Origin of the sequence: Enterobacter cloacae complex sp. P1B (assembly GCF_014982345.1) — a bacterium.
GTDB classification, from domain to species: Bacteria; Pseudomonadota; Gammaproteobacteria; order Enterobacterales; family Enterobacteriaceae; genus Enterobacter; species Enterobacter bugandensis.
Map to the genome: position 1 here is coordinate 212677 of NZ_JADCLF010000003.1, position 25170 is coordinate 237846.

General features: G+C 56.6%; 24 protein-coding genes and 1 other annotated feature. Of the genes, 7 read left to right on the forward strand and 17 right to left on the reverse strand.

The features are described 5' to 3' along the window. From thrA to yjjY, 4 genes are all read right to left on the reverse strand, one after another. Positions 1–2463: a bifunctional aspartate kinase/homoserine dehydrogenase I gene (gene thrA / locus INF77_RS02275; protein WP_028015456.1), complete on the reverse strand. Its 2463-nt coding sequence runs from the start codon at positions 2461–2463 to the stop codon at positions 1–3. 24 nt (positions 2464–2487) lie between these two features. Continuing rightward, positions 2488–2605, reverse strand: a sequence feature (Thr leader region). Beyond that, the gene (thrL, locus tag INF77_RS02280) at positions 2544–2612 is read right to left on the reverse strand and encodes a thr operon leader peptide (protein ID WP_015572623.1); all 69 of its coding nucleotides are present in this window, start codon (positions 2610–2612) and stop codon (positions 2544–2546) included. (Overlaps the previous feature by 62 nt.) A 211-nt stretch (positions 2613–2823) precedes the next feature. After that, on the reverse strand, positions 2824–3510 hold the full coding sequence (locus INF77_RS02285) for a tRNA/rRNA methyltransferase (RefSeq protein WP_059355609.1): 687 nt from the start codon (positions 3508–3510) through the stop codon (positions 2824–2826). Positions 3511–3909: 399 nt separating this feature from the next. Further along, positions 3910–4050 carry a protein YjjY gene (gene yjjY / locus INF77_RS02290; protein WP_085928893.1) on the reverse strand — a complete coding sequence of 47 codons (141 nt, stop codon included), beginning with the start codon at positions 4048–4050 and terminating at the stop codon, positions 3910–3912. 95 nt (positions 4051–4145) lie between these two features. Here yjjY and arcA point away from each other — a divergent pair, with 95 nt between their 5' ends. After that, positions 4146–4862: a two-component system response regulator ArcA gene (gene arcA, locus INF77_RS02295; protein WP_003856501.1), complete on the forward strand. Its 717-nt coding sequence runs from the start codon at positions 4146–4148 to the stop codon at positions 4860–4862. A gap of 45 nt (positions 4863–4907) precedes the next feature. On the opposite strand, the gene creD is transcribed toward arcA, so the two are convergent. From creD to creA, 4 genes are read right to left on the reverse strand one after another with little or no spacing between them, the layout of a single operon-like run. After that, the gene (creD, locus tag INF77_RS02300; protein WP_028015453.1) at positions 4908–6260 is read right to left on the reverse strand and encodes a cell envelope integrity protein CreD; all 1353 of its coding nucleotides are present in this window, start codon (positions 6258–6260) and stop codon (positions 4908–4910) included. Positions 6261–6316: 56 nt separating this feature from the next. Then, positions 6317–7741: a two-component system sensor histidine kinase CreC gene (creC, locus tag INF77_RS02305; protein ID WP_028015452.1), complete on the reverse strand. Its 1425-nt coding sequence runs from the start codon at positions 7739–7741 to the stop codon at positions 6317–6319. Next, positions 7741–8430, reverse strand: a complete 690-nt coding sequence (gene creB / locus INF77_RS02310; protein ID WP_049137697.1) for a two-component system response regulator CreB — start codon at positions 8428–8430, stop codon at positions 7741–7743. The genes creC and creB overlap by 1 nt, the downstream gene beginning before the upstream one ends. A 14-nt stretch (positions 8431–8444) precedes the next feature. Beyond that, positions 8445–8915 carry a protein CreA gene (gene creA, locus INF77_RS02315; protein WP_014882476.1) on the reverse strand — a complete coding sequence of 157 codons (471 nt, stop codon included), beginning with the start codon at positions 8913–8915 and terminating at the stop codon, positions 8445–8447. A gap of 211 nt (positions 8916–9126) precedes the next feature. On the opposite strand from creA, the gene robA reads away from it, so the two are divergent. Continuing rightward, positions 9127–9996, forward strand: a complete 870-nt coding sequence (gene robA, locus INF77_RS02320) for an MDR efflux pump AcrAB transcriptional activator RobA (RefSeq protein ID WP_028015450.1) — start codon at positions 9127–9129, stop codon at positions 9994–9996. Here the strand turns inward: robA and gpmB are convergent. Continuing rightward, the gene (gene gpmB, locus INF77_RS02325) at positions 9993–10640 is read right to left on the reverse strand and encodes a 2,3-diphosphoglycerate-dependent phosphoglycerate mutase GpmB (protein ID WP_008502057.1); all 648 of its coding nucleotides are present in this window, start codon (positions 10638–10640) and stop codon (positions 9993–9995) included. The two genes, robA and gpmB, sit on opposite strands and share 4 nt — an antisense overlap. Positions 10641–10690: 50 nt before the next feature. On the opposite strand from gpmB, the gene yjjX reads away from it, so the two are divergent. Continuing rightward, positions 10691–11206, forward strand: coding sequence for an inosine/xanthosine triphosphatase (gene yjjX, locus INF77_RS02330; protein WP_041911281.1), 516 nt, complete (start codon positions 10691–10693; stop codon positions 11204–11206). Here yjjX and trpR read toward each other — a convergent pair. Continuing rightward, the gene (gene trpR, locus INF77_RS02335) at positions 11197–11526 is read right to left on the reverse strand and encodes a trp operon repressor (protein WP_024907404.1); all 330 of its coding nucleotides are present in this window, start codon (positions 11524–11526) and stop codon (positions 11197–11199) included. The genes yjjX and trpR overlap by 10 nt on opposite strands. 55 nt (positions 11527–11581) lie before the next feature. Further along, a complete protein-coding gene (sltY, locus tag INF77_RS02340; RefSeq protein WP_193532399.1) occupies positions 11582–13519 on the reverse strand; it encodes a murein transglycosylase in 1938 nt (645 codons plus the stop codon). A 227-nt stretch (positions 13520–13746) separates the two neighbouring features. On the opposite strand from sltY, the gene ettA reads away from it, so the two are divergent. Next, positions 13747–15414 carry an energy-dependent translational throttle protein EttA gene (ettA, locus tag INF77_RS02345; protein ID WP_003856515.1) on the forward strand — a complete coding sequence of 556 codons (1668 nt, stop codon included), beginning with the start codon at positions 13747–13749 and terminating at the stop codon, positions 15412–15414. A 63-nt stretch (positions 15415–15477) separates the two neighbouring features. Here ettA and INF77_RS02350 read toward each other — a convergent pair whose 3' ends face one another. Further along, entirely contained in the window at positions 15478–16377 is a 900-nt protein-coding gene (locus INF77_RS02350; protein ID WP_047367295.1) for a LysR family transcriptional regulator, read from the reverse strand. A gap of 108 nt (positions 16378–16485) precedes the next feature. On the opposite strand from INF77_RS02350, the gene INF77_RS02355 reads away from it, so the two are divergent. Continuing rightward, positions 16486–17487 (forward strand): zinc-binding alcohol dehydrogenase family protein, encoded by a 1002-nt coding sequence (locus INF77_RS02355; RefSeq protein WP_193532400.1) that lies wholly within the window; start codon positions 16486–16488, stop codon positions 17485–17487. 39 nt (positions 17488–17526) lie between these two features. Here INF77_RS02355 and nadR read toward each other — a convergent pair whose 3' ends face one another. Genes nadR through serB form a run of 3 tightly spaced genes read right to left on the reverse strand, consistent with a single transcriptional unit; the run spans position 17527 to position 21160 of the window. Continuing rightward, positions 17527–18759 (reverse strand): multifunctional transcriptional regulator/nicotinamide-nucleotide adenylyltransferase/ribosylnicotinamide kinase NadR, encoded by a 1233-nt coding sequence (nadR, locus tag INF77_RS02360; protein WP_003856522.1) that lies wholly within the window; start codon positions 18757–18759, stop codon positions 17527–17529. A gap of 35 nt (positions 18760–18794) precedes the next feature. Further along, entirely contained in the window at positions 18795–20180 is a 1386-nt protein-coding gene (gene radA / locus INF77_RS02365; RefSeq protein WP_003856523.1) for a DNA repair protein RadA, read from the reverse strand. An 11-nt stretch (positions 20181–20191) separates the two neighbouring features. Beyond that, complete coding sequence (serB, locus tag INF77_RS02370) at positions 20192–21160, reverse strand: phosphoserine phosphatase (RefSeq protein ID WP_193532401.1); 969 nt, start codon at positions 21158–21160, stop codon at positions 20192–20194. A gap of 117 nt (positions 21161–21277) precedes the next feature. Here serB and INF77_RS02375 point away from each other — a divergent pair, with 117 nt between their 5' ends. Further along, complete coding sequence (locus INF77_RS02375; RefSeq protein WP_028015443.1) at positions 21278–21922, forward strand: YtjB family periplasmic protein; 645 nt, start codon at positions 21278–21280, stop codon at positions 21920–21922. A 39-nt stretch (positions 21923–21961) separates the two neighbouring features. Beyond that, on the forward strand, positions 21962–22978 hold the full coding sequence (gene lplA, locus INF77_RS02380) for a lipoate--protein ligase LplA (protein ID WP_028015442.1): 1017 nt from the start codon (positions 21962–21964) through the stop codon (positions 22976–22978). 85 nt (positions 22979–23063) lie between these two features. Here the strand turns inward: lplA and deoD are convergent, their stop codons facing one another. Beyond that, the gene (deoD, locus tag INF77_RS02385) at positions 23064–23783 is read right to left on the reverse strand and encodes a purine-nucleoside phosphorylase (protein WP_003856538.1); all 720 of its coding nucleotides are present in this window, start codon (positions 23781–23783) and stop codon (positions 23064–23066) included. A gap of 125 nt (positions 23784–23908) precedes the next feature. After that, on the reverse strand, positions 23909–25132 hold the full coding sequence (gene deoB / locus INF77_RS02390; protein ID WP_025912138.1) for a phosphopentomutase: 1224 nt from the start codon (positions 25130–25132) through the stop codon (positions 23909–23911). Positions 25133–25170: the final 38 nt, after the last annotated feature.

The following is a 25170-nucleotide window of genomic DNA, read 5'->3' on the forward strand; positions in this document are numbered from 1 at the left end:
TTAAACTCCTAACTTCCATGACAGGGTACGCAGCAGGTCGGCAAACACGCCCGCCGCCGTCACATCATTCCCTGCGCCATAGCCGCGAAGCACCAGCGGCAATGGCTGATAATAGTGGCTGTAAAACGCGAGGGCGTTTTCGCCGTTTTTGACTTTATAAAGCGGGTCGTTACCATCCACTTCGGCAATCTTCACCCGGCATACGCCGTCCTCTTCAATGTTGCCAACATAGCGCAATACCTTACCTTCATCACGGGCTTTCGCAACGCGTGCGGCAAAGGCATCGTCAAGCTGAGGTAAATTCGCCATAAAGGTGCTTACATCGCCGCTGGTGTCAAACTCGGCTGGCAGCACCGGCTCAATCACGATATCCGAAAGCTCCAGCTCGCGGCCCGTTTCGCGCACCAGGATCAGCAGCTTGCGCGCCACGTCCATCCCGGAGAGATCGTCGCGCGGATCTGGCTCGGTGTAGCCCAGCTCGCGCGCGGCACGGGTGGCTTCCGACAGGCTCATCCCTTCATCCAGCTTGCCGAAAATAAACGACAGGGAGCCGGAGAGGATGCCGGAGAAACGCTGCAATTCGTCGCCCGCGTTCAGCAGGTTTTGCAGGTTCTCGATGACCGGCAGGCCGGCGCCTACATTGGTGTCGTACAGGAACTTGCGGCGCGACTTGCTCGCCGCCAGGCGCAGCTGGTGATAGTAATCCATCGACGAGGTGTTGGCCTTTTTGTTCGGCGTCACCACGTGGAAGCCTTCGCGCAGGAAGTCGGCGTACTGGTCGGCCACCGCCTGGTTCGAGGTACAGTCAACGATAACCGGGTTAAGCAGGTGATACTCTTTCACCAGACGGATCAGGCGCCCCAGGTTGAACGGCTCTTTCGCCTCTTCCAGCTCCGCCTGCCAGTTCTCCAGGTTCAGACCGTGAACGTTAGTAAGCAGCGCTTTCGAGTTCGCAATTCCGCAGACGCGCAGATCGATGTGCTTTTTCTTAAGCCACTCCTGCTGGCGCTTCACCTGCTCCAGCAGCGCACCGCCGACGCCGCCCACGCCAATCAGGAATAGCTCGATAACCTGATCGGTGTTGAACAGCATCTGATGAACCACGCGCACGCCGGTAGTGGCGTCATCGTTATCCACCACCACGGAGATTGAACGCTCGGACGAGCCCTGGGCAATTGCCACGATGTTGATATTGGCCCGCGCCAGCGCGGCAAAGAATTTGGCGGAGATACCGCGCAGCGTGCGCATACCGTCGCCAACCACGGAAATCACCGCCAGGCGCTCCTGAATAGAGAGCGGCTCCAGCAGTTCCTCTTTCAACTCCAGATAGAACTCTTCTTCCAGCGCGCGGCGGGCGCGCAGACAGTCGACCTGAGGCACGCAGAAGCTGATGCTGTATTCGGAAGAGGACTGGGTGATCAGCACCACCGAGATACCGTTGCGTGACATGGCCGCAAAAACGCGCGCCGCCATGCCGACCATCCCCTTCATCCCCGGACCGGAGACGCTGAACATTGCCATATTATTCAGGTTGGAAATGCCTTTCACCGGCAGACCATCTTCATCGCTGCTGGCACCAATCAACGTGCCTGGCGCCTGTGGGTTACCGGTGTTTTTAATCAGGCATGGGATCTGGAACTGGGCAATCGGGGAGATGGTACGCGGGTGAAGCACTTTGGCGCCGAAGTAGGAAAGCTCCATCGCTTCCTGGTAGGACATCGACTTCAGCAGCCTGGCGTCCGGCACCTGGCGCGGATCGCAGGTATAGACGCCGTCGACGTCAGTCCAGATCTCACAGCAGTCAGCGCGTAAACAGGCGGCCAGCACGGCGGCAGAGTAGTCGGAGCCGTTACGGCCCAGCACAACCAGCTCGCCCTTCTCATTCCCGGCGGTAAAGCCCGCCATCAGGATCATATGGTCAGAGGGGATTTTGCTCGCGGCAATACGGCGGGTTGATTCGGCAATATCAACGGTAGATTCGAGGTAGTGGCCCGCTGCCAGCAATTTCTCAACCGGATTGATCACGGTAACGTTGTGGCCGCGCGCTTCCAGCACGCCCGCCATGATGGCGATGGAAAGTTTTTCGCCCCGGCAGATCAGCGCCGCGTTGACGCTGTCCGGGCACTGGCCCAGCAGGCTGATGCCGTGCAGCACATGTTTGATCTGAGCAAACTCCTGCTCAACGAAAGACTTCAGCTGCGCGAGCGGGAAACCAGGCTGTGCTTCTGCCAGCCCCTGCAGCAGCTCGGCGAAGATACGCTCGGCATCGCTGATGTTCGGGAGTGCATCCTGGCCACCGATGGTCTTTTCAATCATCGCCACCAGATGGTTTGTGATTTTTGCCGGGGCAGAGAGCACGGTCGCAACCTGCCCCTGCCTGGCGTTGCTCTCCAGGATATCGGCAACACGCAGAAAACGTTCTGCATTTGCCACTGATGTACCGCCGAACTTCAACACTCGCATGGTTCTACCTCGTTTCCTTTAGCCGAAAAAAAAGCCCGCACTGTTCAGGTGCGGGCTTTTTTCTGTTTTTCCTGTACGCGTCAGCCCGCATCGTTACCTGTGGTAATGATGATGGTTGTGGTAATGGTGGTGATGCTGATGCGTTTCATGGATGTTGTGTACTCTGTCATTATTATCTGTCTGTGCTGTATTCTTTTAGGGTTAAAGGATCGGGCACCTTAAGTCAATGAATTTTTAATTTGATCACAATTCCACGGACGTTCACGTCACGCTGCATGACGTTTTATTTTCATCCGAATCCCCCAGCCGCAACCCTCCACGACAGACCATTTCGCCATAGTAAAAACTTATGACAGCATTTTACTCGGCCAATTTTTTTTCAATATCGTGCAGCAAACGGTGCAACATGGCGGTGTCCCGCTGCTCAAGACGTCCAAGGCGCTGCTGTAGCCAGTCGGCCATTTTTTGATCGTCCGCAACGCCAAGGCTCGATAAAAGACGCTCTACGCGAGCACGAAGCGCGGCCAGCTGATTTTCATTGGCGGCTTCCGTCTGGGATTGAGGGATTTGCATTAGGGAAGCTAATTGATAGCAATAGACCATTACCGCCTGGCCTAAATTCAGGGAAGGATAATCGGCTACCATCGGCGCACCGGTGAGAACGTCCGCCAGCTCAAGCTCTTCGTTGGTGAGCCCGGAATCTTCACGACCAAATACCAGCGCGGCTTTCTCAAGCCACTGGCTTTTCTCTTCCAGCATGGGCACCAGTTCAGCAGGCGTGGCGTAGTAGTGGAACTTCGCCCTGCTGCGTGCTGTGGTGGCAACGGTAAATGAAATGTCATGCAGCGCGTCGGCAAGCGTAGCGTAAGTCGTTATATTATCGAGAATATCCCCCGAACCGTGCGCCACCCAGCGGGCGGCAGGCTCCAGGTGCGCAGTGCTGTCCACAATACGTAAATCGGTAAAACCCATGGTCTTCATGGCACGCGCCGCAGCGCCTATATTTTCGGCTCTGGCTGGAGCGACCAGTACAATCGACAGATGCATTTATGCTCTCTTTTTAATCATTTAGCGGAGAAAAGTGTGATGCACTTCAACATATTACGCAGCACGAATTTACAAATTTGCAACACAAATCACCGAAATAGCGTTTCATAACAAATTAAAGACGCTAAACTATTTTGTGTCTGAACAATCAGTTAGAATGTTAACAGAAGCCTATTATCCCTATGTTTTATAATGATAATGGCAACGTGAATACCCTGTTCTGATTGGATTCGCTTTGTTTATAAATCAATCTCCGCAACTAGTTGGTTTATTGAAAAATTGTGACAAAGGCTAGCATTCGGCTACGATGATTTCATCAAACTGTTAACGTGCTACAATTGAACTTGATATATGTCAACGAAGCGTAGTTTTATTGGGTGTCTGGTGTCACTTAGCCTGTTATGTTGCTGTTAAAATGGTTAGGATGACAGCCGTTTTTGACACTGTCGGGTCCAAAGGGAAAGTACCCAAGACCAAGCTAATGATGTTGTTGACGTTGATGGAAAGTGCATCAAGAACGCAATTACGTACTTTAGTCACGTTAAGCCGATCATGTTAATTTGCGACATGTATCAGGCAGGTCAGGGACTTTTGTACTTCCTGTTTCGATTTAGTTGGCAATTTAGGTAGCAAACATGCAGACCCCGCACATTCTTATCGTTGAAGACGAGTTGGTAACACGCAACACGTTAAAGAGCATTTTCGAAGCAGAAGGCTACGATGTCTTTGAAGCGACCGATGGCGCAGAGATGCATCAGATCCTTTCTGAAAATGATATCAACCTGGTGATCATGGATATCAACCTGCCGGGCAAAAACGGTCTTCTGCTGGCGCGCGAACTGCGTGAACAGGCGAACGTCGCGTTAATGTTCCTGACGGGCCGTGATAACGAAGTTGATAAAATTCTTGGCCTGGAGATCGGTGCGGATGACTACATCACCAAACCGTTCAACCCTCGCGAGTTAACCATTCGTGCACGCAACCTGCTGTCCCGCACCATGAACCTGGGCACGGTCAGCGAAGAGCGTCGTAGCGTCGACAGCTACAAATTCAACGGCTGGGAACTTGATATCAATAGCCGTTCGCTGATTAGCCCGAACGGTGAGCAGTATAAGCTGCCGCGCAGCGAATTCCGCGCGATGCTGCACTTCTGCGAAAATCCGGGCAAAATTCAGTCCCGTGCAGAACTGCTGAAGAAAATGACCGGTCGTGAGCTGAAGCCTCATGACCGTACCGTAGACGTGACCATCCGTCGTATTCGTAAGCATTTCGAATCGACGCCTGATACGCCGGAAATCATCGCCACCATCCACGGCGAAGGGTACCGTTTCTGCGGTGATCTGCAGGAGTAATCCCGCAGTTAACGCATGAAAAAACGGCGCATTTGCGCCGTTTTTTTATTTCCAGATCCGCATTGTGTCGTTATCAGGCTCTGCGGGCGGCGCAGGTCGCTTCGGCTGTGAAAGCGAATACCAGTCGAAATGACGAGTCAGGTACATGACGGCGAACAGCGCCAGCGCGAGAACCGCAGACCCCAACAGCAGTGCACTATCCTCCGAGCGCAGCAGGAACCACATCACCACGTCCAGCCCCAGCAAGGCCAGCACAAACAGTCCGCTGCGCTTCCAGCTTTTCAGCACGGCCTGCAGGTACATTCCGTTCATTGCCGCACCAACCAAACTTGCAACTATCCAGGCTGGCGTAAACCCGACATGTTCTGATAGCGCCAACAGCACCAGATAGAACAGCACCAGCGACAGCCCCACCAGCAGATACTGCATCGGATGCAGGCGCAGCCCGGTTAAGGTCTCGAAAACAAAGAAGGCCATAAACGTCAGCGCAATCAGCAAAATGGCGTACTTGATCGCCCGATCAGTCAGTTGATACTGATCGGCGGGCGTGGCTACCGTAACGCTGAAGGCGGGGATTGACTCCCATGACGGCGACTCGCTTCCGTTGAACCAGCTCTCAAGATTGTTCGCAAACCAGCTGCTCTGCCAGTTCGCCTGAAAACCGGCGTCACCAATTTTATGCTTCACCGGCAGATAATTACCCATAAAGCCAGGATGCGGCCAGTTGCTGTTCAGCGCCATTTCACTGCTACGTCCTACAGGTACCACGGCAAAACTTCCTGTTCCCGTCAGATTCAGCGAAATATCCATAGCAAACGTTTTTAATTCCAGCGCTTTGTCAGTCAGCGGGATATGGATACCGGGAAGCGCGCCATACACGCCTGTACCCGGCTCCACACTTAGCGTCTCGCCGTTGATACTGGAGACTTTCACCGTGCCAATGCCTCGAGCATCGCCCACGCCAACAACGATAAACGGCTGCCCCAGGGTCATCGACTCCCCTTTCAGCTGCGTCATTTTTTCCGTGTTGAATCGGGCTTTTATGTTGAGGTCGGTATTCCAGATCTGTCCGTCATAGATGCCGATATTTCGCGACTCAACGCGCTGGTTACCCTCAACGCGCAGAGACTCCGGCAGGATAAAATGCATATAGCTTTTCTTGTACTCGACTTTTTTCTCATCCTCTAACTTGTAAAAAACCTCGGTTACCGGGATCGCAATCAGCGGGCCGACCAATTTTTGCGGCCCGCTGGTGCTCTGGCGAAGCGTATTTTCGACATCGTTGCGGTAGCTTTCACGCTCTGAAATGAGGTTACTCACCATAAACAGTGGGACTAACAACAGCAGGATGCACCCCAGCAGGGTGCTTACTTTCCAGAACAGGGGGGATTTCATCATTACGACTCCTTTGTGATGTGGAGAGCGTAACCAGGCTGTGTGGGGCCAGTTTGAAGTTATGTGAAGGGACGGTGAAGTGTCAGCGTGGCTATCACGCCACCTTCATCACGATTACGCAATGTAATCTCTCCGTGGTGCAGACGCGCCACCTCCTGAACAAACGCCAGCCCGAGTCCGCTACTTTTCAACCCGTTCTCGCGCGGCAGGGAATAAAAGCGCTCAAAAATACGCTCCAGCGCATAATCCGGGATCCCGCTTCCGCTGTCGGTGACGATCAGCCGTATCTGCCCCTGCTCTTCCTGGGCCGCCAGTTCAATGGCACCGCCCTGTGGGGTAAAATCGATAGCATTATCCAGTAAATTACCGAGCGCCTGTTCGAGCAGGTCGGGATCGCCTTCAACAAGAAGCGAAGCGGGCTGGAGGGTCAGCGCAATCTTTTTTGCCGCCAATAGCGCCGAACGCGCGTCGGCAAGCCGTGTAAACAGCAGGTCGACGCGGACGGCCTGGGGCGTAATCTCGACCCGATTTTCAAGCCGCGCCTGAGTCAGCAGTTTTTCAACCAGCGACTGCATACGCGCGTTTTGCACCAGAATATTATCGATAAACCGCGCGGCCACCTGCGGCGGCGGCTGCTCGGTGAGGATTTCTGCCGCGCCGCGTATGGCGGCTATTGGGCTTTTCAGCTCGTGGGTCAGCGCATGGACATAGTGTTCAATGTAGTTTTTCCCCTCAAGGCGAATACGCATATTTTCCAGCGCCTGAGCCAGCTTGTGCAGTTCGCTACTGCCTGGATTAGGCAGCGGGAGAGGCGTATCAGTGGTCACCGAGTCGGCATAGCGCGATAACGTACTGATGGAACGATTGATCCACCAGGCGACGAGAAAACCGATCAGTAAAGCAATGCCAAGCAGCGCCCCGCCTGCCCACAATATCCGTCGCTCGCTGCGGTGAATCACCGGTGCCATCGCGCTGTTCGGTTTCCCCACCGACAGCACGCCGATAATCTTGCCCTGCTCAACAACCGGTGCGGCAACATACATCACCGTGCTCTCCGGATCGTCGGGATGGCTCTGGGTACTGCGCGCGCCGTATTGGCCGCGAAGCGTCAGCCAGACATCGTTCCAGCGAGAGTAATCTTGCCCCACGGCCAGGCCGGCAGAATCAAACACGACGCGGCCCTGCGCATCGGTCATGTAGACGTGATACTCGTTGCGCACCTTATGAATGCCGCCGATATTGGCGCGGAAAGGCCGCTGATGGAGCTGTAAAAAGGCCTGCGCCAGTCTGCCCTGCTGCGCATTGCCCGAAAGAAGATCCTCACGCCCAACTTCGGCGAGCAAGGTCGCGGTATCGATCAACGTGCCCTCGGTTGCCCTGCGCACGCCGGGCTTCACTTCCTGAACAAAGATCGACAGCACAAACCATGCGGCGATGGCGACGATCAGGAAGTACCCCAGCAGCAAACGCATTCCGATGCGCATTAATAAAGCCCCAGGCTATAGCCCATACCGCGATGGGTGCTGATGGGTGACAGTTCCTCATTCACTGCCCGCAGCTTGGCGCGCAGGGTCTTGATGTGAGTGTCCACGGTACGATCGTAACTGTCGCCGTCTTCACCCCACACCTTGTCCATTAACTGTTGCCGAGAGAAAACCCTTCCCGGAGCCTGTAGTAACGTTTTAAGCAGCAAAAACTCATAGCGCGTGAGCGGTAATGCTTCACCGCACCAGCTAATTCGCGCGGCAGCTTCGTTCAGCTCAAACTGTCCGATACGCACCGTCTCCGCTGGCGCGGCGGATTTTTGCATCCGCCGTAAAATGGTCCTTACCCGGGCGCACACCTCACGCGGGGAGAAAGGCTTGGCGACGTAGTCGTCTGCGCCCATTTCCAGGCCGAGGAGTTTATCCACTTCGTCACTGCGTGCCGTCAGAAACAGCACGGGCAGTGACGGATGCTGCGCCAGAAGCTGGCGACAGAGCTCAAAGCCGCTGATGTCCGGCAGCCCGACGTCAAGAATGGCGAGCGCCGGAGCCTGCTGGCGCGCCGCCTCCAGCACCGGTAAACCGCGCTCAAACGCTTTTACTGCAAATCCTTCCTGCTGAAGCATGTAGATAAGCGTATCGGCGATACTGGTTTCGTCTTCAACCAGCCAGACTACAGGTTGTTGCATGGTTCATCCCTGAATTAATGCCACGGCATAATCGGCACCGCACTAATGGCGTTTTTCGGTGACCCTTCCACCACTTTATCGGAATATGCCAGGTAGGCCAGGGTGTTGCGTTTTGCATCATAGAAACGCACCACCTGCAGCTTTTTAAACACCAGCGAGGTCCGTTTCTGGAACACCACATCGCCCTGCGCTTTGCCGTTTTTGATTTTATCGCTCAGCTCAACCGGTCCCACCTGCTGACAGGAGATCGCCGCATCGGAAGTGTCTTCCGCCAGCCCCAGGCCGCCTTTAATACCGCCCGTCTTCGCGCGGCTGACGTAGCAGGTGACGTTTTTCACGTCCGGATCGTCAAACGCCTCCACCACAATTTTGTGGTCCGGACCGAACATTTTGAACACGGTATCGACAGAACCAATCTGTTCCGCCTGCGCCGCACGGCCCGCTACCAGTAACAGGGCAGTAAGAAGCAAAGTCTTGTATTTCATATTGTTACCATTCTTTAAAATTGCATTGAGCGATTATTCAACACGTTAGTCAAAAATGTAGCAAGATCACAGGATTAGAATATATTCACCCAAAATGAGAGAGAAAAGGCATTAATGCGCAAAAAAAACACTGAATGCTAAAACATCAAAAAATGCTATTATCCGCTAACCTGTTATCAGGCACCTGCTGTTTTAAGGATGAGGATAGTATATGGATCAGGCTGGAATTATTCGCGACCTGCTCACCTGGCTGGAAGGTCATCTCGACCAGCCTTTGTCACTGGATAATGTGGCGGCTAAAGCGGGCTATTCCAAGTGGCATCTGCAAAGGATGTTCAAGGATGTCACCGGTCATGCTATCGGTGCCTATATTCGCGCACGTCGTTTATCGAAATCTGCGGTGGCATTGCGCCTGACCGCGCGGCCAATTCTGGATATTGCCCTGCAGTACCGTTTTGATTCGCAGCAGACCTTCACCCGCGCCTTTAAAAAACAGTTCTCGTTGACGCCAGCGCTCTATCGCCGCTCGCCTGACTGGAGCTCGTTTGGCATGCGTCCGCCGCTGCGTCTGGGCGAGTTCGCGATGCCGAAATACGAAATGGTCACTCTGCCGGAAACCCATCTGATCGGTACAACCCAGAGCTACTCGTGCTCTCTGGAGCAGATTTCTGAGTTCCGCCATCAGATGCGCGTCCAGTTCTGGCGCGATTTCCTGAGCCATGCGCCGGCCATTCCGCCGATCCTGTATGGCCTCAACGAAACGCACCCAAGCCAGGAAAAAGACGACGAGCAGGAGGTGTTTTACACCACCGCGCTGACGCCGGAGCTGGCGAATGGCTACATTCAGGGTTCGAAGCCGGTCGTGCTGGAAGGCGGCGAGTACGTGATGTTCTCGTATGAAGGACTGGGTACGGGCGTCCAGGAGTTTATCCTGACCGTTTACGGGACGTGCATGCCAATGCTGAATCTGAATCGCCGTAAAGGTCAGGATATCGAGCGCTACTACCCGGCGCAGGATGCCAAACCGGAAGAAGGCCCAATCAATCTGCGTATGGAATTCTTGATTCCTGTCCGTCGTTAACGCTGCAGTTCATCAAGCGCAGGGGCATCGAGATGCGAAATGTCCCCTGCCATCTCCACGACCCAGCCCGACGCCAGCCACGCGCTTTCCTGATAATCAATCCGGGAAATGGAGCAGTTACGCAGGCGTAACCGACGCTCGGCGTAAGCCGGTAACCCCAGAATGGTGCTCACCAGGCAGCCGAGCGCGATACCGTGACTCACCAGCAGCGGACGGCTGCCTGCCGGAAGCTTGAGGCATTCCGCCAGCGCGGCATGCATACGCACGCTCAGCTCCTGCATGGATTCCCCTTCAGGAATACGACCATCTTCGGTACCGTTCACCAGCGTGCGGCGCCAGCCTTCCTCCGTTTCCGTCAGCGTATCAATATGGCGCTTTTCAAGCACGCCCATATCCAGCTCGCGCAGGCGCGGCTCAAGCATCACATCGCAGCCGCAGGCGTCGGCAATGATGCGCGCCGTCTGCTGTGTGCGACCTAAATCGCTGGTAATAACGTGGGTAATGCCCAGCGTTCTGGCGCGTTCCGCCACCTGCCACGCTTGCTGCACACCCTTCTCGGTGAGAGGACTGTCTGACTGGCCTTGAATACGTCGCTCGGCGTTCCACTGCGTTTCACCGTGGCGAACAAGGTATACCTGTAACATGCTTTTTTTCCGTTATACTGCGATGAGTTTTTTTTGAATCGAGCTTAATTATGCACCATGTTGTCTCTGCTACCACCAATCCTGCCAAAATTCAGGCAATTCTAAAGGCTTTTGAAGAGATTTTCGGCGAAGGATCCTGCCATATTGAGGCCATCGGCGTCGAGAGTGGCGTACCTGAACAGCCGTTTGGCAGCGAGGAAACGCGCGCTGGCGCACGAAATCGCGTGGCAAATGCAAAAGCCGCGGCCCCGAAGGCTGACTTCTGGGTCGCCATTGAAGCAGGCATCGACGAAGGTGCAACCTTTAGCTGGGTGGTGATTGAAAGCCGTGAGCAGCGCGGCGAAGCGCGCTCAGCCACCCTGCCGCTGCCGGAGATCATTCTGGAAAAAGTCCGTGCAGGTGAAGCGCTCGGGCCGGTGATGTCACAGTACACCGGCATTGATGAGATTGGGCGTAAAGAAGGGGCGATTGGCGTCTTTACGGCGGGTAAGCTCACGCGTTCAGGGGTTTACCATCAGGCGGTGATCCTGGCGCTGAGCCCGTTTCATAACGCCATTTATCGTTGATCGCTCAATAAGACCGACTCGAGCCACTGGCGCAGCTCAACCGGCGCAGACTTCAGGCTGTTCGATCCACGGGTGATCGTCGCGATGCCCGCGCCCAGCTCGTTTTTCAGCTCGCGCTGGCTCATCTCACCGCGCAATAGCTCTTCAATAATCCGCACGCGCGTGCCCAGCGCCTCACGCTCGTCCGGCGTAAGCATCAGTTGCATGAGGGGTAGGTGCAAATCCTGCTCGTAAGACTGGCGAAGCAGCTCCACAAAACGAAGCCACTCCTGGTGACGCTGTTCGGCCATTGCCGAGGAATACGGGGAATGCTGGGTCATGTTATGCTGCCTCTTGTACTCTTTAGCGAGTACAGCATAACACAACCCATGCCGATCAGTAACGTCTCTGCCACTCGGCATCGCTCATCAGGGTATCTTTCTGCCCCATGAAGTAGCGATAGTAGGCGTCATAGGCCAGCACGTTCTTCACGTAGCCGCGCGTTTCCGAGAACGGAATGCTCTCCACGAACGCCACTGCGTCAATGCGTCCTGCACTGTTGCCAAGCCAGGTGCGCACGCGGCCCGGACCGGCGTTATACGCCGCCGACGCGAAGATGCGGTTATTGCCAAACTGCTGATAGACATACTGCAAATAGCTGGTGCCGATGTTGATGTTGGTATCCGGATCGAGAAGCTGTGACGGGCTGCTGTAACCTGGAATGTTGAACATTTTCACCGTATGCGTCGCCGTCCCCGGCATAATTTGCATCAGCCCGCTGGCACCCACCGGTGAACGAACTTTCGGGTTCCAGGCGCTCTCCTGACGGGCGATCGCCATGGCGTAGCTTTGCGGGATATCTTTGCCGCTGGTGTAGCGGTCAAACAGATCTTTATACGCCAGCGGGAAACGCTCTTCGAGATGGTCCCACAGCTTGCCTGAAATCGTCGCCTGCACGCTCAGATCCCACCAGCGATTATCAAACGCATAGCGGGCAAGCTGCGCTTTTTCATCCGTGGTGCGGCTGGTCACCAGGTTGGCCCACTCGCTGCGCGCGGTGTTATCCATGTTCCAGTACATCAGCTCGCGCACGCGCGCCATCTCTGGCCCCTGCGTCAGAGCGGGGTTCGCGTTAGCGGGCGCTTTGTCGATCTTAAGCGTGTACTCCTCGCCCAGCCGTTGCGCCGCCGCCATCGGGTAGAACCCGCGCTGCTGCATCAGCGAGTGAAGAATCTCTTTGGCTTCGTCTTCACGACCGCGCTCCATCAGCAGATCGGCCTGCCAGTAGCGCCATTCGTCCTTCTCTTTGGCTTCCATCGGCAAACGCGCGAGCCAGGTGTTGAGGCCACGGCGGTCGCCGGTGCCCAGCGCCATGCGCACGCGGCGCTCGACAAGCGAGGTCGAGTTTGAGCGCATGATCGCATCGTCACGCCAGCGCGCCTGTTCGTCGGTCACGTCCGTGCCCATCAGTCGCCAGGCCACGATGTCGCGCAGCTCCTGGGTTTGATCTTCATTCAGCTGCTGCGCCTGCACCAGCTGCGGGATCATCAGCCGCGCGTTTTCGACATCGTCACGCGCCACGCTGGCAAAAGCTACCGCCGCCATCTGGCGGGTAAAATCGGTCGAGCCCGTGCTGCGGGAAAAGGTCAGGACGCTGTTCGGATCGTTTGCCAGCGCGATAACCGCCGAGGAGATCGTCTGGTAATCGGACGGCATCTGCCCTGCCAGCGCGGTTACCAGACGCGTGTTGCCGGCTTTCATCGCCAGGCGGATGCGCTCAAGGTAGGCCAGCGGATCCTGCTTGCCGGAAGCGCGCCATGCGCCGAACAGGGAATCACAGGCGTTCGGCTGGCTTTTGCCGGTCAGCCACAGATCTTTCGCCCCGGCCCAGGCCTCTTCCTGCTGCCCGGTCGCCCATTTCGCATAGTAGTAATTACACTGCGCTTCGGTGGTATTCGGCTTGTCAGGGCTAAACGCCAGCAGGCCGCGCCAGTCTTCACGACGCGCCAGCTCATTCACAAAACGAGACTGGAGATTTCGGGCAGGCGGTAGGGTCGGGTTCGCCTGAATGAAATTATTCACGGTGACGGTCGGCTGGTTCATCAGATCGTCGGTAATCTGGCGATACTCCAGATACGGATACAGCGGATAATCCTTGAGCGTCGGCATCAGCGCCTGCACGGTATCCATCTGCTTGTTGTCCCACGCCTGTTTAATCTGGGCGTAGCGGTTACGTTGTTCATCCAGTGAATCGGCATGCACCGCCTGGCTTACCGCCATTACGCATACGCTGGCAGCCAGCAGACGCCAGACCACCCGTTTGGCTTTTTCCACAAGCTCTTCCTCATTGTTTTTTCGTCAATTGCAGCGTCTTGCCACGTCAAAGTCACAACAACTTATGCTAACCAGGCATCCAGCAACGCGCCACGTCATGGACACTTTTTTACCTTTCTTGCGCGTTTTAACACTCCCGACGTTCCTGGCTGGGATTAGGGCGTGAAAAAGGCTACACTTCGAGGCTGAAATTCCTTCTCATTTACGATAAAAGAGGCGAAGTCCACGTGGCTCAATTCGTTTATACCATGCATCGTGTCGGCAAAGTTGTCCCGCCGAAACGTCATATTCTTAAAAATATCTCGCTGAGCTTCTTCCCGGGCGCAAAAATTGGTGTGCTGGGTCTCAACGGTGCCGGTAAGTCCACCCTGCTGCGCATCATGGCCGGCATCGATACAGACATCGAAGGTGAAGCCCGTCCGCAACCAGGCATCAAGATCGGCTACCTGCCGCAGGAACCTCAGCTGAACCCGGAACACACCGTACGTGAATCCGTTGAAGAAGCGGTATCCGAAGTGGTTAACGCGCTGAAAGGTCTGGATGAAGTGTATGCCAAATACGCCGAGCCGGATGCGGACTTCGACAAACTGGCTGCTCAGCAGGGCAAATATGAAGAGATCATCCAGGCGCATGACGGTCACAACCTGAACGTGCAGCTGGAGCGCGCGGCGGATGCCCTGCGTCTGCCGGACTGGGATGCGAAAATCGCGAATCTCTCCGGTGGTGAACGCCGCCGCGTGGCGCTGTGCCGCCTGCTGCTGGAAAAACCAGACATGCTGCTGCTCGACGAACCGACCAACCACCTGGATGCGGAATCCGTGGCGTGGCTGGAGCGCTTCCTGCACGACTTCGAAGGCACCGTGGTGGCAATTACCCACGACCGTTACTTCCTCGACAACGTCGCCGGCTGGATCCTGGAGCTGGACCGCGGTGAAGGTATTCCGTGGGAAGGCAACTACTCTTCCTGGCTGGAGCAGAAAGATCAGCGTCTGGCGCAGGAAGCGTCTCAGGAAGCGGCCCGTCGCAAGTCTATCGAGAAAGAGCTGGAGTGGGTTCGTCAGGGCGCGAAAGGCCGTCAGTCTAAGGGCAAAGCCCGTCTGGCACGCTTTGAAGAGCTGAACAACACCGAATACCAGAAACGTAACGAAACCAACGAACTGTTTATTCCACCTGGAGCACGTCTGGGGGATAAAGTGGTTGAAGTGACCAACCTGCGTAAGTCCTACGGTGACCGCGTGCTGATCGACGATCTGACCTTCTCCGTACCGAAAGGCGCTATCGTTGGCATCATCGGTCCGAACGGCGCGGGTAAATCGACCCTGTTCCGTATGATGTCCGGTCAGGAACAGCCAGACAGCGGCTCTATCACCCTGGGTGAAACCGTGAAGCTGGCCTCCGTAGACCAGTTCCGTGACGCGATGGATAACAGCAAAACCGTGTGGGAAGAAGTCTCCGGCGGTCTGGATATCATGCGTATCGGCAACACCGAGATGCCAAGCCGCGCCTACGTTGGCCGCTTTAACTTTAAGGGCACCGACCAGGGCAAACGCGTGGGCGAGCTGTCAGGCGGTGAGCGCGGACGTCTGCACCTGGCGAAGCTGTTGCAGGTGGGCGGTAACGTTCTGTTGCTCGATGAACCGACCAACGACCTGGATATCGAAACCCTGCGCGCACTGGAAAACGCCCTGCTGGAGTTCCCGGGCTGCGCCATGGTTATCTCGCACGACCGCTGGTTCCTGGACCGTATCGCGACCCACATCCTGGACTACCAGGACGAAGGTAAAGTGGAGTTCTTCGAAGGTAACTTCACCGAATACGAAGAGTACAAGAAACGCACGCTGGGCGCAGACGCGCTGGAGCCGAAGCGTATTAAGTACAAGCGTATTGCGAAATAAAAGCAAAACGGCAACCTCGGTTGCCGTTTTTTATTCAGGGTGAGGGCATCAGGCCGCACAACATCACCCCCCCACGTAATACCGCTTCACCTCATCAAACTGCATCGCAAACTCGATATAGCTCATCAGCGCGGGCGAATTCAGCTTCCGGCTCGGATAGGCCAGCCAGAGATCGTTACCTTCAACGCGCCATTCCGGCAGCACCTGAACCAACGCCCCCTTTTCGATCTTATCTTCCAGCAGAAATGCGGGTAACAGCGTGATCCCCGCCCCGGCAATCGCGCATTCGCGGGCGTACACCAGATTATCGGTCATGTGGCCGTTGTCCGGCAGGTAGCGGTAATCCTCACCCTCGCTTCGCAGCAGCCACTCCGACCACGCCCGGTGCGTAATACAGCGGTGCTCCACCAGCTGTCGGGGATGGATTAACGGCTCCCGGCGTGCCAGATAATCCGGCGAGGCCAGCATGTAGCGCGGGCAGTGCCCGATCATTCTGCCTATCAGAGAGGAGTCCTGCGGCTTGCCGGTGCGCAGCGCCACGTCAAAACCGGACTCGACCAGGTCCACCACGTCGTCAGAGATCGATACATCGAGCGACACGTCAGGATAGCGAAGCTGAAACTCGGCATTCATATGCGCCAGCAGGGTCGCGCCAATCCCCGCCGGACAGGTAATACGCAGCCGGCCGCTGGGGTTTTCACGCAGGCGCTGAATGGCGTACTCCGCCCGCTCGCTGGCCGCCAGCATCTCCCGACAATGCACCAGATAGTGCTCGCCCGCGAACGTCAGGCTGATCCTGCGTGTGGTGCGATTCAGCAGACGGATCCCCACCTGCTGCTCCAGCTGGCTGATCCGCTGGCTGACGCTGGATTTCGGCAGTTCGGCTTTCTGCGCCGCCGCGGTAAAACTGCCCATCTCCGCCACCAGCGCAAACAGCGCCATATCCTGCAGCTGTTTAAACATGATTGTTCACCCTGTACGAACGCTGAGTTCATGATTGTCCATCTTATCATGCGGCTGGCCACTTAATAGACTAGCCTCAACAAAACGCATTCCATTGAGGAGCACACCATGTCAGTGAAAGCCATTGCCGTTAACCCAGAAAATCCGTCCACCTTCATTGAAATCACACCGCCAATGCCGACGCCTGGCGAACACGATCTGCTGGTAGAGGTGAAAGCCGTATCTATTAACCCGGTTGATACCAAAGTGCATGCAGGCATCGCCAAAAATGGGCTGAACGAGCCGCGAATTCTGGGGTGGGATGCCAGCGGGGTCATCAAAGCCGCTGGAGCTGGCGTCACCGGTTTCAAACCAGGTGATGAGGTGTGGTACGCGGGCGACATCACCCGCCCGGGCAGCAATACCACTCATCAGCTGATAGATGCGCGCATTGTCGGCCACAAACCTGCCAGCCTCGGCTGGGCGGCAGCCGCTGCGCTACCCTTAACTGCGCTCACCGCGTGGGAAGGTCTGTTTGAACGGCTGAATATTCAGGACGCCGAAGCGGACAAAACCCTGCTGATCATCGGCGGCGCGGGCGGCGTGGGATCGCTGGCGATCCCGTTTGCGAAGCACAACAGCAAGGTGAAGATTATCGCAACCGCTTCACGAGAAGATTCCGCCCGGTGGTGCCGCGATCGCGGTGCTGACGTAGTGGTCAACTACCGCGATCTAAAAGGCGAGCTGGCGAAGCAGGGACTTACCTTCGTGGATTATATTTTCATCCTCAACGACACCGACGGGCATTGGGATGCGGTCAGTGAACTGATTGCGCCGCAGGGGCATATTTGTTCCATCGTTGAGAATGAACATCCGCTGAACCAGGACAAGCTGAAGTCCAAATCCGCCGCCCTGCACTGGGAGTTTATGTACACCCGCAGCATGTACAAGACGGCTGATATGGCGCGTCAGGGTGAGATCTTAAATGAGGTGGCGAAGCTGGTGGATAACGGCGTGGTGGAAAGCTCGCTCAGCGAAACGCTGCACGGGCTGAGCGTGGAAAGCATTACCGAAGCGCACCGTAAGGTGCTGGAGGGGCATATGCGCGGGAAGGTGGTGGTTGAGTTCTGAGGTATTCCCCCTCACCCCAAAAGGGCGAGGGGGAAGTTATTACCCCTGCTCCCCCATCATCTCCTTCACCAGCTCGACGCAGCGCAGGAAGCGGGTGTCATAATCCGACTCTTCCACATGCACAAACTCAACGTTGTTCTCATTGAGCATCTCCACCAGCATGGTCTGGAACTCGCGCCTGTCCACCGAGCTGCCCAGGCTGCGCATGCCGTCGGCCACCCACGGGGTGTTGTTTTCCAGCAGGATCACCAGGTCAAAGCGGTATTCGTCAATCAGCGCCTGCACGAACGGGTGCTCGCGCCCCTCGTACTTTTTACAGAACGCCTGCGTGGTGACGAAATCGGTATCAATAAACGCCACTTTGTTAGCGTATTTCACCGCGAAATCAATGTACTGGGCGTGCCCGAGCGCGATTTTATCGTAGTCGGAATACTGCAGTGCCATCTCGTCGCCGCCGAGGTGAGAGAAGACGTAATCGCGTCCATACTCCCACGCGCTGGTGGTGTTGAAGATGTTCGCCAGCTTGTTGACCAGCGTTGATTTACCGCTCGACTCGCCGCCCAGAATAGCCACCGTACGCACGAAGAACGGCTTCACTTCGGTCGGAATATAATCCCAGTAGCGGAACGGGTTCTCGCGGATCTGCGCCCCGCTGATGTTCATAAAGGTGCGTTTCGGGTCGATCAGCACCGTCTCGATGCCCAGATGCTCGCGGAACTGCGGCGCGTCGGACTCTTCAGAGGTGTAGATCCAGTTAGGTGCAATGCCCTTCTCTTCCATAAACGCTTTGATGCCGTTGCTCCACACGTCCCAGCCGTGCGGGTACGGCTCCATGCCCTCTTCGTTAAAGGCATGAATGCGAATGTTTTTCTGGTACTTAAAGGTCTGAAGCAGCCAGCGCAGACGGTCAGGCACGGTGGGCTGCTGCGACATGGCGCTGTCTTCAAAGAGCTGGCGATCGCGCGTTTCGTCGTAGCCCATGATGATGTGCAGCTCGTCCACCTGGCTACAGGCGCGCTGGATCAGATAGATATGCCCGGTATGCAGCGGATAAAACTTGCCGAACACCACGCCGATGTTCTTTTGCATTCGCGGGAACTCCAGCCCCAGAAAGCGGTGCAGCGCTTCAAGCTTCTGCGCGCTGGGGCTTTTGATTTTGGCGTTCAGCAACTGGCTCAGGTAGCCTTTTGTCATGCCGCTGGCGTCCGCCACCTGCTGCAGCGTGCAGCCCTTCTGGCGGATCGCGGTCTTGATGTAGTCAAATGATGACATAAATTACGGTGCCTCCTGCAAAATCGAATACGTAATTATAAGTCGTCAAAGACATTTAACGCATCTGCGAGTTTCTTAACGCCAAAGACCTGCATCCCTTCCGGGATTTTTTTCGGCACGTTAGCTGCCGGAACGATCGCCCGACGGAAGCCGTGCTTTGCCGCCTCGGAGATACGCTCCTGGCCGCTAGGCACCGGACGGATTTCCCCGGCCAGACCCACTTCACCGAAGACGACCAGATCCTGCGGCAGCGGTCTGTCGCGCAGGCTGGAGACCATCGCCAGCAGCAGCGCCAGGTCTGCACTGGTCTCAGTGACTTTCACCCCGCCAACCACGTTGACGAACACATCCTGATCCGCCATCTGCAGCCCGCCGTGACGGTGCAGCACCGCCAGCAGGATCGCCAGGCGGTTCTGCTCCAGACCGACCGCCACGCGCCGCGGGTTACCCATCATCGAGTGATCCACCAGCGCCTGAATTTCAACCAACAGCGGGCGCGTCCCTTCCCACAGCACCATTACCGAACTGCCGGAGGTGATCTCATCGCCGCGGCTCAGGAAGATGGCCGACGGGTTGCTGACCTCGCGCAGCCCCTGCTCGGTCATGGCAAACACGCCCAGTTCGTTCACCGCGCCAAAGCGGTTCTTGTGGCTGCGCAGGGTGCGGAAGCGGGAATCCGCGTCGCCGTCGAGCATCACCGAGCAGTCGATACAGTGTTCGAGCACCTTCGGACCCGCCAGAGAGCCATCTTTGGTAACGTGGCCGACCATCACAATCGCCACGCCGCGCGTTTTGGCAAAGCGCGTCAGGTAAGCGGCGGTCTCACGCACCTGCGCCACGCTGCCCGGCGAGGACTGAATGTCCGCCATGTGCATTACCTGGATGGAGTCGATCACCATCAGCTTCGGCTGCTCTTCTTCGGCGATCATGCAGATCTGCTCGATGCTGGTTTCCGACAGCATGTTCAGGTTACCGGTCGGCAGGCCGAGACGGTGAGCGCGCATCGCCACCTGCTGGAGGGATTCTTCACCCGTCACGTACAGGGTTTTCATCTGTTCGGCGAGCTTGCAGAGCGTTTGCAGCAGCAGGGTCGATTTCCCCGCCCCCGGGTTACCGCCGATCAGAATCGCGCTGCCCGGCACCACGCCGCCGCCGAGCACGCGGTCAAACTCTTTGAAGCCGGTGGAAAAGCGCGGCAGCGCTTCCAGGCTGATATCAGAAAGCTTTTGCACCTTCGACACGCCTGCATTGCCCGCATATCCGCTCAGGCGCTCATTGCGGGCCACGCTCGGCGAAGCCGCCACACCACGCACTTCGGTGATGGTGTTCCAGGCATGACAGGCGCTGCATTGCCCCTGCCAGCGCGGATAATCCGCACCACATTCATTACAGACAAATGCGCGTTTTGGAGCTTTCGCCACGGTTTACCTCGTTATTTCTGATTAAGGCTGCCGGAGAGAATGCAGAACACCCCCATCAGGTCAGCGTGACGGATAGTGACTTCCGTCTTTTCATTCACTTTTGGTTTGGCATGGTAGGCAATGCCAAGGCCAGCCACTTTGATCATTGGCAGATCGTTCGCGCCGTCACCAATGCCGACGGTCTGCTCGACCGGAATCTCATACTTTTCCGCCAGGCGCATCAGGGTATTGGCTTTGTACTGGGCATCCACGATATCGCCGATCACCTGGCCGGTCAGCTTGCCGTCCATGATTTCCAGCTCGTTAGCGACCACCGTGGTCAGATGCAGTTTCTCGCGTAGATAATCCGCAAAGAAGGTAAAGCCACCGGAGGCGATCGCCACTTTCCAGCCGAGGGACTGGAGCTTCAGCACCAGCTGCGTCAGCCCCGGCATCAGCGGCAGCACGTCGCGCACCTGGCGCAGGATGTTAGCATCGGCCCCTTTCAGGGTCGCCACGCGCTGGCGCAGGCTGGCGGTGAAGTCCAGCTCGCCGCGCATCGCACGCTCGGTGACTTCCGCCACCAGCTCACCGCTGCCTGCCAGTTTAGCAATCTCGTCAATACATTCGATCTGAATAGCGGTGGAGTCCATGTCCATCACCAGCAGACCCGGCGTTTTCAGGTGCGGAATTTTGCCGAGAGGCGCAACGTCCAGCCCGGCGTCATGCGCCAGACGCGTGGCGCGCTGCGTCAGGGAACCCGCGAGGCGAATGACCTGGTAATCTTCCACGCACCAGGCTGCAACAATGACCATCGCCGCGCCCAGTTTGGTTTGATACTGGGTCAGGCGTTGCTTATCCAGACCGCGTCCATAGAGGAGCCAGCCGCTACGGCCAGCGTGGTAATCCAGAGGCATCACCTCATCGCCACTTAACGAGAGCGGCAATCCTGGCCATAAAGAGACATCCGTTGGCAGGTCACACCAGGTAATGTTCGGCATTAAAGCTCCTGTAATTTTGTTCGCGCCGGAAGGTTCCAGAGGGAAAATAACGCATGAGGCTACCCTGTAACCATCACTTCTGGCAACATTAAGCCCTAAATTTTCAGCAGGTGGAATATGGCTCGCGCAAAACTGAAATTCCGGCTTCATCGCGCCGTGATTGTCCTGATCTGTCTCGCACTGTTAGTCGCATTGATGCAAGGGGCATCGTGGTTTAGCCAGAATCATCAGCGGCAGCGCAACCCGCAGTTTGAAGAGCTGGCCCGTACCCTGGCGCGTCAGGTGACGCTCAACGTTGCGCCCCTGATGCGCAATGAAACGCCGGACGATAAGCGGATAGGCCAGGTCTTGCGTCAGCTCACGGAAAACAGCCGCATTCTGGATGCGGGCGTGTACGATGAAAAAGGCGACCTGATTGCCCGCGCCGGTGAGCACGTCGACGTGCGCGACAGGCTGGCGCTGGACGGCAAAAAAGCCGGAGGCTATTTCAACCAGCAGATTGTCGAACCCGTTCAGGGTAAAAATGGCCCGCTGGGGTATCTGCGCCTGACGCTGGATACCCACACCCTGCCAACAGAAGCTAAGCAGGTGGATAACACCACCAATATTCTGCGCCTGATGCTGTTACTCTCGCTGGCGATTGGCGTCGTGCTGGCGCGCACGTTGCTTCAGGGCAAGCGTACCCGCTGGCAGCAGTCGCCGTTCCTGCTGACCGCCAGCAGGTCGGTTCCCGAAGACGAAGAGAGCGAGAAGAAGGAATAGTGATAAAGTAGGCGAAAGATATGGAAAAGGAACTCTGCCATGACGACGTTACGCCTGCTTATCTCTGACTCTCACGATCCCTGGTTTAATCTCGCGGTTGAAGAGTGCATCTTCCGCCAGATGCCCGCCACCCAGCGCGTCCTGTTTCTCTGGCGTAACGCCGATACGGTGGTCATCGGCCGCGCGCAAAACCCGTGGAAAGAGTGCAACACCCGGCGTATGGAAGAGGACAACGTCCGTCTCGCACGCAGAAGCAGCGGCGGCGGCGCGGTGTTTCACGATCTGGGCAATACCTGCTTTACCTTTATGGCGGGAAAACCGGAATACGACAAAACTATCTCTACGTCTATTGTGCTCAACGCGCTCAATGCGCTCGGCGTGACGGCTGAAGCCTCGGGGCGGAACGATCTCGTGGTCAAAACGCCCGAGGGCGACCGCAAGATCTCCGGCTCCGCCTACCGCGAAACGATGGATCGCGGTTTCCACCACGGCACCCTGCTGCTGAACGCCGACCTGAGCCGTCTGGCGAACTACCTTAATCCTGATAAGAAAAAGCTCCAGGCTAAGGGCATTACCTCCGTGCGCGGACGCGTGGCGAATCTGGTGGAGCTGCTGCCGGGGATTACGCACGAGCAGATTTGCGACGCGATCCGTGAAGCGTTCTTTGAACATTACGGCGAGCGCGTGGATGCGGAAGTGATTTCGCCGGATAAGACCCCGGATCTGCCCAACTTCGCCGAAACCTTTGCACGCCAGAGCAGCTGGGAATGGAACTTCGGCCAGGCTCCGGCGTTTTCACACCTGCTGGACGAACGTTTTACCTGGGGCGGCGTGGAGCTGCACTTTGACGTGGAGAAAGGCCACATTACCCGCACGCAGGTGTTTACGGACAGCCTCAACCCGGCACCGCTGGAAGCGCTGGCGGCCCGCTTGCAGGGCTGTTTGTATCGGGCGGATATGCTGCAGCAGGAGTGCGACGCGTTAATGGGGGATTTCCCGGAGCAGGAACAAGAGTTGCGGGACTTATCGGCATGGATTGCGCAGGCAGTACGCTAGTAAAAAAGCCCGCTGGCGCTGCGCTTAGCGGGCCTGGAAAACCGTAGGCCGGGTCAGGCGAAGCCGCCACCCGGCACAACAGCTCTTACTCTTTATCGCCCAGCAGAACGGATTCCAGCGCGATTTTGATCATGTCATTGAAGGTGGTCTGACGCTCGGCAGCGGTGGTCTGCTCGTGGGTACGGATGTGGTCAGACACGGTGCAGATGGTCAGCGCTTTCGCACCAAACTCAGCCGCTACGCCGTAGATACCCGCCGCTTCCATTTCCACGCCCAGGATGCCATATTTTTCCATCACGTCGAACATGTCGCCTTCTGGCGAGTAGAACAGATCGGCAGAGAACAGGTTGCCCACGCGCGCGTCAACGCCCAGCGCTTTTGCCGCGTCAACCGCGTTACGCACCATGTCAAAGTCAGCGATTGCCGCAAAGTCATGATCCTTAAAGCGGATGCGGTTAACTTTAGAGTCGGTACATGCGCCCATGCCGATCACCACGTCACGCAGCTTAACGTCCATACGCACCGCACCGCAGGAGCCTACGCGGATGATTTTCTTCACGCCGAAATCGGTGATCAGCTCTTTGGTGTAGATGGAGCAGGACGGGATACCCATGCCGTGGCCCATAACGGAGATTTTGCGGCCTTTATAGGTACCGGTGAAGCCCAGCATGCCGCGAACGTTGTTCACTTCACGCACGTCTTCGAGGAAGGTTTCTGCAATGTGCTTCGCGCGCAGCGGGTCGCCCGGCATCAATACGACGTCAGCGAAATCACCCATTTCTGCATTAATGTGAGGAGTTGCCATCTTCAGTTCCTTTTACATTGTTGTTTTTGCCGGGTGGCGGCTACGCCTTACCCGGCCTACATTCTGTTCTCCCTCTCCCTGTGGGAGAGGGCCGGGGTGAGGGCATCAGGCCGCACCCAATCCGTTTAGAACATGGCCTTGCCATATTCCATGTCAGACGTACCAAAGTATTTCGCCAGGGTCTGGCCGATGTCCGCGAAGGTTTCACGGTGACCCAGCGAGCCCGGCTTCACTTTCGGGCCGTACACCAATACCGGAATGTGCTCACGGGTGTGGTCGGTACCGGTCCAGGTTGGGTCACAGCCGTGGTCTGCGGTCAGGATCAGAATGTCATCTTCCCCCACCAGCTCCATCAGCTCCGGCAGACGGCGGTCAAACAGCTCCAGGCCCGCAGCATAACCGGCTACATCGCGACGGTGGCCCCAGGAGGAGTCGAAGTCCACGAAGTTGGTGAAGACAATGGTCTTATCGCCTGCTTCTTTCATCTCTTTGATAGTGGCATCGAACAGCGCATCCAGACCGGTCGCTTTCACTTTTTTGGTGATACCGCAGTTGGCGTAGATATCCGCTATTTTGCCCACGGACACCACGTGACCGCCCTTCTCGTCAACCAGCTTCTGCAGCACGGTTGGCGCCGGTGGCTCAACGGCCAGGTCGTGACGGTTACCGGTACGCTGGAAGTTACCCGCTTTGTCGCCGATAAACGGACGCGCGATAACGCGGCCAATGTTGTAGCCGCCTTCGGTCAGCTCTTCACGGGCGATTTCGCACAGCTCGTAGAGTTTATCCAGGCCAAACGTCTCTTCGTGGCAGGCAATCTGGAACACGGAGTCAGCAGAGGTGTAGAAAATCGGCTTGCCGGTTTTCATGTGCTCTTCGCCGAGCTGATCCAGAATCACGGTGCCGGAAGAGTGGCAGTTACCGAGGTAGCCCGGCAGGTTGGCACGCTTCACCAGCTTATCGAGCAGCTCCTGCGGGAAACTGTTCTCGTGATCGGAGAAGTAGCCCCAGTCAAACAGCACCGGCACACCGGCGATTTCCCAGTGACCGGATGGGGTATCTTTCCCGGAAGAGAGCTCGTGCGCCCAGGCGTAGGCGCCCACCACTTCCGCGTTGCCGTCCATACCGGCTGCGATTTTACCGGTAGAGCCTTCATGCGCTTTTACCAGCCCGAGGCGGGTCAGATTAGGTAGAGTCAGAGGGCCTTTACGACCATTGTCCGCTTCGCCTTTTGCACAGGCTTCCGCGATGTGACCCATGGTATCGGAACCCACGTCACCAAAACGTTCTGCATCTTCGGTTGCGCCGATGCCGAATGAGTCCAGCACCATAATAAATGCACGTTTCATAATTGTTCTCCGTACTTAGTGCTTCATAAAAATGCGAT